This window comes from Curtobacterium flaccumfaciens UCD-AKU, from assembly GCF_000349565.1.
Lineage (GTDB): Bacteria > Actinomycetota > Actinomycetes > Actinomycetales > Microbacteriaceae > Curtobacterium > Curtobacterium poinsettiae.
This window is the reverse complement of record NZ_KB714620.1, coordinates 1-12,728: the sequence shown is the minus strand read 5'-3', so window position 1 is coordinate 12,728 and position 12,728 is coordinate 1. Positions and strand designations below refer to the sequence as shown.

Here is a 12,728-nt window from a genome sequence, read left to right as displayed (position 1 = left end):
CCCGTCCGTGCAATAGGCTGACGACCTGACCGTGCCGACGGTGACGTCGGCGATGCACGACCACGATCGAGGCGAGACCTGTGGGATCTGACGAAGCAACGACCTGGGGGCGGGTCGACGAGAACGGGACCGTGTACGTCCGGTACGAAGAGACCGAACGTGCTGTCGGTGAGTACCCGGACGCCACCCCTGAAGAAGCACTCGCCTACTTCGCGCGGAAGTACGCCGACCTCGAGGGGCAGGTGAAGATCGCCGAGCAGCGCGTCCAGCGCGGCGCGTCGGCGAACGACGTCGCCCGGACGGTCGAGCACCTGACGGCCCTGGTGGCCGACGCACGGGTGGTGGGCGACATCAAGTCGCTCGAGACCCGCGTGGGTGTCCTGGCCGAGCAGCTCGGCTCGCTCACCAAGGAGCAGGCAGAGCAGGCGCAGCAGGCCCTGCAGGACGCGCTGGCGCACCGCACCGCCCTGGTGGAGGAAGCCGAGGCACTCGCCGCGGTCGACCCGGCGCGCGCGCAGTGGAAGCAGATCACGGCGCAGCTCGACGACGTGTTCGCACGCTGGCAGCAGCACCAGCACGACGGGCCCCGGATCCCCAAGAACGAGGCGAACGACCTCTGGAAGCGGTTCCGCGCAGCGCGGTCCACCGTCGACCAGCACCGTCGTGCCTTCTACTCCGAGCTGGACGCACAGCACCGTGACGCCCGGACCCGCAAGCAGGAGCTCGTGGCGCAGGCCGAGGCCCTCGCACCCCGCGGCTCCGACGCGATCCCGGACTACCGTCAGCTCCTCGACGACTGGAAGAACGCCGGGCGGGCGGGCAAGCGGCACGACGACGCACTCTGGGCGCGCTTCAAGGCCGCCGGTGACGTGCTGTTCGAGCAGCGCCACGCCGAGAGCGCGGCCGAGAACGAAGAGTTCTCCGCCAACCTCGAAGCGAAGCAGGCCCTGCTGACCGAGGCCGAGCCGCTCCTGCAGGCGACCGACCGGGTCGCCGCGCGCAAGACCCTGACCGGGATCCAGCGCCGGTGGGACGAGATCGGCAAGGTCCCCCGCGCCGATGTCCGTCGTGTCGAGGACCGCCTGCGCGCGATCGAGGACCACGTCCGTGGGCTCGAGGACGCGCACTGGAAGGAATCGAACCCGGAGCGCAAGGCCCGTCAGAACGGTCTCGCGAGCCAGCTCGAGGACGCCATCGGCAAGCTCCAGTCCGAGCTCGCCGCGGCCCAGGCCACCGGTGACGCCCGGAAGATCAAGGACGCGCAGGAAGCCCTCGACGCCCGCAAGATCTGGCTCGACGCCCTGGGCGGCTGAGCCGCAGCACCACCCACGACGCCCCCGCGACCGGAACGGTCACGGGGGCGTCGTCGTGCGGGCCGAGCACAGCGTGCAGGCCGACTCAGCGTGCAGGCCGGATCAGCGTGCAGGCCGGATCAGCGTGATCGCGGGGACGGCGGACACGCGGCTCAGACCGGCGCGGGCAGCCCGAGGAGCAGTCGGATGTCCAGGTCGTCCTGGCGCATCTGCGCGGCGAGCTCGTCCATCGACGAGAACTTCACCATGCCGCGCACGTACGACACGAAGAGCACCGAGATCCGGTCGCCGTACAGGTCGATGTCGACGTCGAGCAGGTGTGCCTCGATCTGCTTGGCCGGCACGCCCTCGAACGTCGGGTTGTTGCCGACCGACACCGCAGCCGGGTAGACCGTGCCGTCGTGGAGCACCCGCGCAGCGTAGACACCGTCGGCGGGGACGAACCCCTCGCACGCCGGATCGAGGTTCGCGGTGGGGTACCCCATCGCGCGGCCGCGCTGGTTGCCGTGCACCACGACGCTGCGGACGGCGTGTTCACGCCCGAGGAGCCGTGCGGCCTCGGCGACGCGGCCCTGGCCGAGCAGCTCACGGATCCAGGTGGAGGACACCCGGCGCTCGTCGTCGGGTCGGACGTCGTCGATCAGGTCCACGTCGTCGATGAGCTCGACCGTGAACCCGTGCTGCTCCCCCAGGACACGCAGCAGGGAGACGTCACCGGCGCCCTTCGCGCCGAAGCGGAAGTCACTGCCGACGAACACCAGGCGGGCGTGCAGGGTGTCGACGAGGATCTCGGACACGAACGCCTCGGGCGACTTCGACTGGAGTTCCTGGTCGAAGCGGAGCAGCAGGGTCGCGTCGACCCCGGCGTCCTCGAGCAGTTCGCGGCGTTGCGCGGTGCTCGTCAGGGCCGGCGGGACGTGCGGTGGGTCGATCACGTTGAGTGGGTGCCGGTCGAACGTGACCACGGTCGCCACGAGGTCGTGCTCGCGCGCGGCACGCTCCAGGTGCGCGATGACGGCTCGGTGCCCGACGTGCACACCGTCGAACTTGCCGATGGTGACCGCACTCGGCCCGAACCCGTCCGCCACGTCGGCGGTGTCCTCGTAGAACTGCACGGCGGCCCCTACTCGCTCGCCGGGGCAGTGGACGAGGACGCAACCGGTGTCGGCTCGGCGACCGCGGTGCGGTGGTGCTTGCGGAGCCACCAGAGCCCGGCGATCGGGAGCACGAGCGGCGCGAAGGCGTAGCCCATGCCGTAGTACGACCAGATGGTGTCGTCGGGGAACAGCTGACGGTCGAACAGCGACAGGGTGCCGATGACGAGCACCCCGGTCATCTCGAACGCGATCGTGACGCAGGCGACCCGGTACCAGAACCGACCGGGCACGATGAGGGCGATCATCGCGACGATGTACACCACCGCGGCGACGGCGCTGAGCGTGTACGCGAACGGCGCGAACGAGAACTTCTCGATGATCTGCACGACGCTGCGTCCGGTCGCCGCCAGCGCGAGGATGCCGTACACGGCGATGAGGACGCGGCCGATGCCGGTCGCGAGTGAGGATCTGGTCGCCATTGCACCGATTCTACCGACGCGCGGCTGCGCGCATGACCTGCGACGTCAGTTCAACGCGAACCAGATCTGGTACATCCGGTAGACCATCACCGCGACGGTGAAGGCCCCGGCGCCGAGCACCACGGTGCTCCACTTCGTCCGGTCGATCAGCGCCCACACGACCGCGGCCGGTGGGACGAGGAGCACCGACACCGCGTACACCCCGAACTCGAGTGCGTTGCCGTCGGGCGGGCTGCCCGTCGCCGGCAGCACGATCGAGATGACACCCTGCACCAGGAGCAGCAGCTCGATCAGCACGAGTGCGCCGACGGTGTAGTCGTTCGGCTTCCAGCCGATGAACCCCACGACGACCGCGAAGAGCCCCACCACGACCGCGAGCACCAGTTGCACCCACATGAACCACTCGATCACGCGCGCGCTCCGGTCTGCGAGGAGGACGACGCACCGGGCGCCGGGAAGTTGGTGATGACCCGGAGCAGCCCGCGCCGGACGGACACCAGGCCCACGAGCCGGTCGTCGGAGGCGGTGACCGCTGCCACCGGCCCGTCCGAGTCGGGGTGCTCCGCGGCCACGCGCTTGCCGTCGGTGAGGTCCTTCGCCGACGCGGCATCGAGGGTGACGGAGGAGAACAGTCGACGGGCGATGTCCGCAGGACGTGCGAGCGCGGCGCGGACGTCGACGCTGTCGTCCTCGAGGTCGATCGCGTCCTGCACGTCGAACGGTCCGACCCGGGTCCGACGGAGCGCGACGAGGTGTGCGCCGGTGCCGAGCGTCGCGCCGACGTCACGGGCGAGCGCACGGACGTAGGTGCCCGAGGAGCAGGTGACGACGACGTCGAGGTCCACCACGGCGACGTCCGTGCCGTCCACGGTGACGGTCCGGTCGTTGCGGTTCGTGACGTCGAACTGCGAGACGGTCACCGTGCGGGACTTGAGTTCGACCGCCTCACCCTTCCGCGCCAGGTCGTAGGCGCGGCGCCCGTCGACCTTGATCGCGCTGACGGTGGAGGGGACCTGGTCGATCACGCCGCGCTCTTCGGCGACGGCAGCCTCGACGGCGGCCTCCGAGACGTCGGCAACGGCCACACCGGGAGCCGTGGTGGGCGTGCCGTCGGCGTCGTCGGAGTCCGTCGACACACCGAGCCGGATGGTCGCCGTGTACGTCTTGTCGAGCCCCACCAGGTGCGTGAGCAACCGGGTCGACGGCCCGATGCCGAGCAGGAGCAGCCCGGTGGCCATGGGGTCGAGGGTGCCCGCGTGGCCGACCTTCTTCAGGCCGAGTCGCCGGCGGGCGATGGAGACCACCCGGTGGCTGGAGATCCCCTGCGGTTTGTCGACGAGGAGGATGCCGTCCGGCGCGGTTTCGAGCACCAGGAGAGATTACCAGCGCCGGTCAGCAGGCGTCGTTCCACTCACGGCGGGGGTGCTCGGGATCGGTGACGTCGAGCACCGCGGAGGCCGCGATCTTGACGTCGGCCCGGCGCTCGAGCCGCCCGGCTTCCTGCTCCACCCACAGCGACCAGCGCCACAGGGTGCGGACCCCGGGGGCGAGGAGGCCCCGCCCGTGCACGATCAACACGCCGTCGCCGGCACCGGTCGTGCGGAAGGGCGTGACCAGATCAGCCCGGAGCGTGTCCTGGTCGGTCGACGGCGCAGCGGCCGCCATGGCGGAGACCCCGTGCTGCTCGAACCCGGAGACGAGCGCGGCGGCGACCCGTTCGAGGTCGGTGCCGTCCTGCCCGTCGATGCCGATGACGGTGCGGTTGGTGCCGACCTGCGCGATCGCCTCTGCAGCGATCGCGGCCATCGTGTCGGTCTCTTCGGGTGCCCAGCGTGCCATGCGTCCACCGTAGGCTGTCGTGGTGAACGCGAGTCGGGCCTCCAGACAGAATGTGGACAAATCGACCGCGCGACGCGGTGTGCAGGAGCCGGCCACGCCGGAACGGCCCGACATCGCGACCCCGCTGATCGCGTGGTTCCGGCAGCAGGCGCGGGACCTGCCGTGGCGCCGCCCCGGCTTCCCCGCGTGGGGGACGCTCGTCAGCGAGATCATGCTGCAGCAGACGCAGGTCGCGCGCGTGGTCCCCCGACTGGAGGCGTGGCTCACCCGGTGGCCGACGCCTCGCGACCTCGCGGACTCGCCACCGTCCGAGGCGGTGCGTGCCTGGGACCGGCTCGGCTACCCGCGACGCGCGCTCGCGCTGCACGCGGCGGCGACCGCCATCGCGACCGACCACGGCAACGTCGTGCCGCGCGACGTCGACGCCCTGCTCGCGCTGCCGGGCATCGGCGACTACACCGCTCGCGCCGTCGCGGTCTTCGCGTACGGCGACCGGCACCCGGTCGTCGACGTCAACGCGCGCCGCGTGCTCGCACGGGCGGTCCTCGGCCAGGGCGAACCCGGGCCGGCGAAGGCGAAGCAGGACCTCCCGCTGATGGAGTCCGTCCTGCCGGTGGACCGTGACGACGCCGCGGCCACGAACGCCGCCGTGATGGAGCTCGGCGCCCTGGTGTGCGTCTCACGCTCCCCCGCGTGCGACGCCTGCCCGATCGCGGACCGCTGCGCCTGGCGTGCTGCCGGCTACCCGGAGCACGACGGACCGCGGGCACCGCGCCAGGCGAAGTTCGCCGGCAGTGATCGGCAGGTCCGCGGTCTGATCATGGCCGAGCTGCGCGCCAGCGACGTGCCGGTCACCCGGACCGAGATCGAACCGGTGTGGCCGGACGCCGACCAGCGCGACCGGGCGCTCGCGTCGCTGCTGCGTGACGGTCTCGCCGTCGGCGACGACGCGAGCGGCTACCAGCTGCCCGGGGTCTAGGAACGGGCTTCGGCGGCGCCGTCGTCCTCGGAGTCGTCGTCCTCGTCGTCCTCGTCGCGCTTGTACGGGTCGGCGTCGCCGGCGTACGACGCGCCGACCGAGGCCGCACGGACCTGCTCGTCGCGCACCTGGGCCTGCACGAGCAGGTCCTCCATGTGCGCCGACGTCTCGGGCAGGGCGTCCGCGATGAACTCCAGCGACGGCGTGAGCCGGGCGGTGATGTTCTTGCCGACCTCGGACCGGAGCATGCCGGTCGCGGCCTTGAGCGCCGCTGCGGAGTCTGCGCGCTCCTCGTCGGTGCCGTAGACGGTGTAGAAGATCGACGCGTGCTGCAGGTCACCGGTCACACGGACGTCGGTGATCGTGACGAACCCGAGTCGCGGGTCCCGCAGACCCTTGTCGAGTCGACGTGCGACGACTTCCTTGATGCGGTCCGCCATCTTGCGTGCGCGCTGCGGATCGGCCATGTGGGTGCCTCCTGAGGCAGTGGCGGGACGCTTCCCGCCGGTGGTCCTGCGTGGGAAAGGGGTCGGGCCCCGGCCTCCCGCGTGGGGAGGCCGGGGCCCAGAGGAGTCACGCGATCAGTCGCGCGGCTTCTCGACGAGTTCGGTCGTCTCGACCTCGTCGCCGATCTGGATGTCGTTGAACTTGCCCAGACCGATACCGGCTTCGAAGTCCGTGCGGACCTCGGTCACGTCGTCCTTGAAGCGACGCAGCGACTCGATGGCCAGGCCATCGGCGACCACGACGCCCTCGCGGATGACGCGCGCCTTGGCGTTGCGCGTGATCGTGCCGGAGCGGACGATGACACCCGCGATGTTGCCGAACTTCGAGGAACGGAACACCTCGCGGATCTCGGCGACGCCCGACTGGACCTCTTCGTACTCGGGCTTGAGCATGCCCTTGAGGGACTGCTCGATGTCGTCGAGTGCGTTGTAGATGACCGAGTAGAAGCGCACATCGATGCCTTCGCGCGCCGCACGTTCACGGGCCTTGACGTCAGGACGGACGTTGAAGCCGATGACGATGGCGTTGTCGATCGTGGCGAGGTCGATGTCCGACTCCGTGATCGCACCGACACCGCGGTGCAGGATGCGGAGCTGGACGCTGTCGTCGACCTCGATGTCCAGGAGCGACTGCTCGAGTGCCTCGACGGCACCGGAGACGTCACCCTTGATGATGAGGTTGAGCGACTCGACCTTGCCCTCTTCGAGCGCACGGGTGAAGTCCTCGAGCGAGATGCGCTTGCGCGACTTCGCCAGCAGGGCGTTGCGCTCGGCCGCTTCACGCTTCTCAGCGATCTGACGGGCCGTGCGGTCTTCTTCCGTGACGAGGAAGGTGTCACCGGCGCGGGGCACCGAGGACAGACCCTGCACCTGGACCGGGCGGCTCGGCGTCGCAGCCTTGACCGCGACCCCGTTCTCGTCCGTCATCGCACGGACACGGCCGTACGCCGTGCCGGCCACGATGGCGTCACCGACGTGGAGCGTGCCGGACTGGATGAGCACCGTGGCGACTGCACCGCGACCCTTGTCGAGTCGGGCTTCGATCGCCACACCACGTGCGTCCTTGTCGGGGTTGGCACGCAGGTCGAGACCGGCGTCCGCGGTGAGCAGCACGGCGTCCAGGAGCTCCTGGATACCGATGTTCTGCCGCGCCGACACGTCGACGAACATGACGTCGCCGCCGTACTCCTCGGCCACCAGGTTGTACTCGGTGAGCTGCTGGCGGACCTTGGCGGGGTTCGCGCCTTCCTTGTCGATCTTGTTGACCGCGACGACGATCGGCACACCGGCCGACTGCGCGTGGTTCAACGCCTCGATGGTCTGGGGCATGATGCCGTCGTCCGCCGCGACCACGAGGATCGCGATGTCCGTCACCTGGGCACCACGAGCACGCATGGCCGTGAAGGCCTCGTGACCCGGGGTGTCGATGAAGGTGATCGGGCGGTCGATGCCCTCGTGCTGGGCGACGATCTGGTACGCACCGATGTGCTGGGTGATGCCGCCGGCCTCGCCCTCGACGACCTTCGAGTTGCGGATCGCGTCGAGGAGGCGGGTCTTGCCGTGGTCGACGTGACCCATGACGGTGACCACCGGCGGCCGCTGCTGCAGCACGTCGTCGTCTTCGTCCTCGAGTTCTGCTTCGAGGTCGATGTCGAAGCCCTCGAGGAGCTCCTTGTCCTCGTCCTCGGGCGAGACGATCTGGATCTTGTAGCCCAGCTCGTCGCCCAGGACCTCGAACGTGGCCTCGTCCAGCGACTCGGTCGCGGTCGCCATCTCACCGAGGTGGAACAGCACCGTCACGAGGTTGCCGGGCATGGCGTCGATCTTGTCCGCGAAGTCCGAGATGCTCGCACCACGACGGAGTCGGACGACCGTGTTGCCGTCGCCACGAGGGACCTGCACACCGCCGAGCGACGGGGCCTGACGCATCTCGTACTCGGCGCGCTTCGTCCGCTTCGACTTGCGGGCACGGCTCTTGCCGCCACCGCGACCGAACGCACCGGCGGTACCACCACCGGGGCCACGACCACGGCCACCGCCACCGGCGGGACGCGGGCCGCTGAAGGCCGGACGCGGGAAGCCGCCACCGGCACCGCCGCCGGCACCCGGACGGGCACCGGGGCCGCCACGGCCTCCACCCTGGCCCGGGCGCTGCCCGAAGCCGTTGGGACGGTTGCCCTGACCGGGACCACCAGGACGCGGAGCACCCGGACGGGGCGTGCCGGGACGCGGGGGCTGCGGACGCGGGATGCCACCGCCGCCGGCTGCGCCGGCGGCCGGGCGCTGGCCCATGCCCTGGTTGGAGGAGTACGGGTTGTTGCCGGGGCGCGGCGGGCGCGAGCCCATGCCCTGGTTCGACGAGTACGGGTTGTTGCCCGGACGTGCACCGGGCTTGGGGCCACCCGGCTTCGGACCGGCCGCCGCGGGAGCCTTCGGGCTGCTGCCCGGCTTCACCGCGTCGGACTTCGGTGCTTCGTCGGTCGAGTCGCCGGCCTGCGCGGTGGCCTGCTGCGCAGCGGCCTGCTTCTCGGCACGGGCCTTCTGCGCGGCCTCGGCCTCGGCCTGTCGCTGGGCGACGGACTTCGGTGCGGCCGGTGCCGGCACGTCGGCAGCGGGTGCTGCCGGGGCCTCGGGCTCCGGCGCGGGGGCCGGACGAGCCGGACCCGGACGGGGGCCGCCGGGCTTGGGTGCACTCGACTTCGGCGCGCTGGCCTTGGCGGGTGCGCTCGGCGCGGACGCCGAGTCGGCGGGCTTCGACGCGGGGACGCCGTCTGCCTGCAGGGCGGCACGGAGCTTCCGTGCCACGGGGGGCTCGATGCTCGAGCTGGCGCCCCGGACGAACTCGCCGAGCTCCTTGAGCTTTTCGAGTGCGGTCTTGCTGTCGACGCCGAGTTCGCTTGCGATCTCGTGTACGCGTGGTTTAGCCACTGTTCTCCTTCACGGGTCCCACCCCGTGAAGGGGCAGGACTCAATGGATGACGGGTCTCACTTCGAGCCGCTCATCAGTTGTCCATAAGCCGTTCAGCCTGTTCTGTCATGTCCGGGCGCTCGGCCGGTTCCTGTGGGAGACCGACGATGTGGTCGAGCACCGCGGACGTGTCGGGATCGCGATCCAACCGGAGCGCACGGCGGAAAGCCCTGCGCTTGACGGCCAGATCGTAGGCATCGACGGTCGGTGTGAGCCATGCTCCCCGGCCCGGCATGACTGCCTTCGGATCCGCCACGACACGGCCATCGCTCAGGGCGACGACTCGGAGGAGGGAGGATCGGGAAGCGCGACGGCGACTGCCGATGCACGTTCTGACGGGAACCACTCTACTCCTTGCCTCGGACGTGCGCGATCCGGCGCGCCCTCGAGGGGCACGCCGGGGGCGAAATCGTCCTAGTCCTCGCCGTCCAGGATGGAGTCCGGCTGGATGTCGATGCGTGCACCGGTGAGCTTCGCGGCGAGGCGGGCGTTCTGGCCTTCCTTGCCGATCGCGAGCGACAGCTGGTAGTCCGGCACGAGTGCGCGGACGGCCTTGGTCGAGGCGTCGAGCACGAACGCGCTCGTCACCTTGGCCGGCGACAGGGCGCTCGCGACGAACGACGCCAGGTCGGACGAGTAGTCGACGATGTCGATCTTCTCGGCACCGAGCTCGTTCGTGACGGACCGGACACGTGCGCCGAGCTCGCCGATGCAGGCACCCTTCGCGTTGACACCGGGCTCGTTGGCCTTGACGGCGATCTTCGTGCGGTGACCGGCCTCACGGGCGAGGGAGGTGATCTCGACGACGCCGGACGCGATCTCCGGGACCTCGAGCGCGAAGAGCTTCCGGACCAGGCCCGGGTGCGTGCGCGAGACGGTGATCTGCGGACCCTTGTTGCCGCGGGCGACACTCGTCACGTAGACGCGGATGCGGGAGCCGTGCGTGTAGGACTCCCCCGGCACCTGCTCCTCGGGCGGCAGGATCGCCTCGATCGTGCCGAGGTCGACGTGCACCATCTTCGGGTTCGGGCCCTGCTGGACCACGCCGGCGACGATGTCGCCTTCCTTGCCGCGGAACTCGCCGAGGATCTTGTCGTCGCCGATGTCGCGCAGGCGCTGGTTGATGACCTGCTTCGCCGCGAAGGCCGCGATGCGCCCGAAGTCGCTCGGCTGGTCGACGGCTTCACCGATGACGGTGCCCTCGTCGTCGAGCTCGGGGACGTAGACACTGACCTCGCCGGACTTGCGGTCGAGCTCCACACGCGACTGCGCGTGGGCCGGCTCGCCGTTCTCGTCGGCGTGCTTCTGGTAGGCGGTCAGGATGGCAGATTCGATGATCTGGACGAGCTCGTCGAACGGGATCTCCCGCTCGCGCTCCATGAGTCGCAGGACTGCGAGATCGATCTTCACCGAGGTGCCTCCGTATTCAGATGAGTCGCTCCTGCGGGGTGGAACTGCGCAGAAGTCGGCCACAAGCGTACCCCAGAACCAGACGGCGGACAGGAGGCCCGTGGCGGCTTCGCCACGGGCCTCCCGTCCGCCAGGTGGTCACGTCCAGGTCGTGACACGCCGTCGTCTCGCCGAGACGCCGCCAGATGCGCGAGACGCCGCCCGGTTGGGCGGCGTCTCGTCGGATCGGCGGTGTCCAGCGGACACGACGGCGTCGTGTCAGATCGCGCGGACCGCGTCGAGCAGTTCGGCCACCGGCACGTCGCGGCGGTCGCCCGTCGCACGGTCCCACAGCTCGACGACGCCGTCGGCGGCGCCGCGACCCGCGACGACGACGATCGGCATGCCGAGCAGTTCGGCGTCACGGAGCTTCACGCCGGGCGACACCTTCGGGCGGTCGTCGTAGAGCACGTCGAACCGTTCGCCCTCGAGCTCGGCGACGACCGAGGACGCCAGCTCGTAGGCGACCTGGTCGCGACCCGTGGCGACGATGTGCACGTCGAACGGTGCGACGTTCTTCGGCCAGACCAGGCCCTTCTCGTCGTTGTGGGACTCGGCCAGGATCGCGAGGATGCGGGTCACGCCGATGCCGTAGGAGCCCATCGTCACCGTGGCGAGCTTGCCGTTCTCGTCCTGCACCTTGAGGCCGAGCGCCTCGGCGTACTTGCGACCGAGCTGGAAGACGTGCCCGATCTCCATGCCGCGGGCGGTCTCGAGGGGGCCGGAGCCGTCCGGGGACGGGTCGCCGGCGCGGACGTCGGAGACCTCGACGACACCGTCGGCCACGAAGTCGCGGCCGGCGACGAGGCCGGAGACGTGCACGCCGCGCTCGTTGGCGCCGGTGATCCAGCTCGTGCCGTCGACCACGCGCGGGTCGACGAAGTAGCGGATGCCGGTGGCGCTGTCGGCGCCGAGGACCTGCGGGCCGATGTAGCCCTTCACCAGGCCACGGTGCTTCTTGAAGTCGTCGTCGCCGGCGGCCTCGACCTCGGCCGGGGCGAACGACACCTCGGCACGCTTCAGGTCGACGTCGCGGTCACCGGGCAGGCCGACGACCACGACCTCGCGCGTGCCGTCGAGGTGCGTGAGCGCGAGGACGACGTTCTTCAGCGTGTCGGCCGCGGTCCACGGTGCGCCGTCGCGCGGGGCGACCTGGTTGGCGTGGGCGACGAGGGTGTCGATCGTCGGGGTGTCCGACGCCGGCAGGAGCACGGGTTCGGGCTGGCCCTCGACCGGCAGGGACTCGGGGACCGGGGTGACGTACGCCTCGACGTTGGCCGCGTAACCGCCGGCGCTGCGGACGAAGGTGTCCTCGCCGACGCCGATCGGGTGCAGGAACTCTTCGGACTTGGAGCCGCCCATCGCGCCGGCATCGGCCTTGACGATGACGTAGTCGAGGCCCAGGCGGGCGAAGATCTTCTCGTACGCATCGCGCATGACCTGGTAGCTGCGCTCGAGCCCCTCGTCCGTGAGGTCGAACGAGTACGCGTCCTTCATCGTGAACTCGCGGCCGCGCAGGAGGCCGGCGCGGGGCCGGGCCTCGTCGCGGTACTTGTCCTGGATCTGGAACAGGGTGACCGGCAGGTCCTTGTAGGACGAGTACAGGTCCTTCACCAGGAGCGCGAACATCTCCTCGTGCGTGGGGGCGAGCAGGTAGTCGGACCCCTTGCGGTCCTGCAGGCGGAACATGCCGTCGCCGTACTCGGTCCAGCGGTTCGTCGCCTCGTACGGCTCACGCGGCAGGAGCGCGGGCAGCAGGACCTCCTGTGCACCGGCTGCGACCATCTCGTCGCGGATGATCGCCTCGATCTTGGCGCGCACCCGGAGGCCGAGCGGCAGCCAGGCGAAGATCCCCGGGGACTGGCGACGGACGTACCCGGCGCGGACGAGCAGCTTGTGGCTCGTCACCTCGGCGTCGGAGGGGTCGTCGCGGAGCGTACGGAGGAACAGATGCGAAAGCCGTGTGACCACGGGGCAAGCCTAGTGGCGGCGGGCCGGCGGCGCGGGTTCCCGGCGGTGTCCCCACCGCTGTGCGCGAGGATCGCCGCTCGGCACGGTGCGAGGTTCGCCGGCTCGTGCGGCAGCCGGGTTGATCGCC

12 protein-coding genes are annotated in these 12,728 nt (G+C 70.5%); 2 read left to right on the top strand and 10 right to left on the bottom strand.

What is annotated here, in order from left to right; translation table 11 throughout:
- Positions 1–80 precede the first annotated feature (80 nt).
- Complete coding sequence (locus tag H489_RS28430; RefSeq protein WP_017887163.1) at positions 81–1,313, top strand: DUF349 domain-containing protein; 1,233 nt, start codon at positions 81–83, stop codon at positions 1,311–1,313.
- 152 nt (positions 1,314–1,465) lie between these two features.
- On the opposite strand, the gene H489_RS28425 is transcribed toward H489_RS28430, so the two are convergent.
- Genes H489_RS28425 through H489_RS36860 form a run of 5 tightly spaced genes read right to left on the bottom strand, consistent with a single transcriptional unit; the run spans position 1,466 to position 4,728 of the window.
- Positions 1,466–2,428, bottom strand: coding sequence for a bifunctional riboflavin kinase/FAD synthetase (locus H489_RS28425; RefSeq protein WP_017887162.1), 963 nt, complete (start codon positions 2,426–2,428; stop codon positions 1,466–1,468).
- A gap of 8 nt (positions 2,429–2,436) precedes the next feature.
- Positions 2,437–2,889 (bottom strand): hypothetical protein, encoded by a 453-nt coding sequence (locus tag H489_RS28420; RefSeq protein WP_017887161.1) that lies wholly within the window; start codon positions 2,887–2,889, stop codon positions 2,437–2,439.
- Positions 2,890–2,934: 45 nt separating this feature from the next.
- On the bottom strand, positions 2,935–3,300 hold the full coding sequence (locus H489_RS28415; RefSeq protein WP_017887160.1) for a hypothetical protein: 366 nt from the start codon (positions 3,298–3,300) through the stop codon (positions 2,935–2,937).
- Positions 3,297–4,259 (bottom strand): tRNA pseudouridine(55) synthase TruB, encoded by a 963-nt coding sequence (gene truB, locus H489_RS28410; protein WP_017887159.1) that lies wholly within the window; start codon positions 4,257–4,259, stop codon positions 3,297–3,299. The genes H489_RS28415 and truB overlap by 4 nt, the downstream gene beginning before the upstream one ends.
- Before the next feature lie 22 nt (positions 4,260–4,281).
- Positions 4,282–4,728 carry a hypothetical protein gene (locus H489_RS36860; protein WP_017887158.1) on the bottom strand — a complete coding sequence of 149 codons (447 nt, stop codon included), beginning with the start codon at positions 4,726–4,728 and terminating at the stop codon, positions 4,282–4,284.
- Between the two features lie 52 nt (positions 4,729–4,780).
- Between H489_RS36860 and H489_RS28405 the strand changes: the two genes are divergently transcribed.
- Positions 4,781–5,707: an A/G-specific adenine glycosylase gene (locus H489_RS28405; RefSeq protein ID WP_413813395.1), complete on the top strand. Its 927-nt coding sequence runs from the start codon at positions 4,781–4,783 to the stop codon at positions 5,705–5,707.
- Here H489_RS28405 and rbfA read toward each other — a convergent pair.
- From rbfA to H489_RS28385, 5 genes are all read right to left on the bottom strand, one after another.
- Positions 5,704–6,174 carry a 30S ribosome-binding factor RbfA gene (gene rbfA / locus H489_RS28400; protein ID WP_017887156.1) on the bottom strand — a complete coding sequence of 157 codons (471 nt, stop codon included), beginning with the start codon at positions 6,172–6,174 and terminating at the stop codon, positions 5,704–5,706. The genes H489_RS28405 and rbfA overlap by 4 nt on opposite strands.
- Positions 6,175–6,288: 114 nt before the next feature.
- The gene (infB, locus tag H489_RS28395; RefSeq protein WP_017887155.1) at positions 6,289–9,141 is read right to left on the bottom strand and encodes a translation initiation factor IF-2; all 2,853 of its coding nucleotides are present in this window, start codon (positions 9,139–9,141) and stop codon (positions 6,289–6,291) included.
- A 74-nt stretch (positions 9,142–9,215) separates the two neighbouring features.
- Positions 9,216–9,527, bottom strand: coding sequence for a YlxR family protein (locus H489_RS0119020; RefSeq protein ID WP_031259737.1), 312 nt, complete (start codon positions 9,525–9,527; stop codon positions 9,216–9,218).
- Between the two features lie 68 nt (positions 9,528–9,595).
- On the bottom strand, positions 9,596–10,591 hold the full coding sequence (gene nusA, locus H489_RS28390; RefSeq protein ID WP_031259736.1) for a transcription termination factor NusA: 996 nt from the start codon (positions 10,589–10,591) through the stop codon (positions 9,596–9,598).
- A gap of 258 nt (positions 10,592–10,849) precedes the next feature.
- Complete coding sequence (locus H489_RS28385) at positions 10,850–12,601, bottom strand: proline--tRNA ligase (protein WP_031259735.1); 1,752 nt, start codon at positions 12,599–12,601, stop codon at positions 10,850–10,852.
- Positions 12,602–12,728 lie beyond the last annotated feature (127 nt).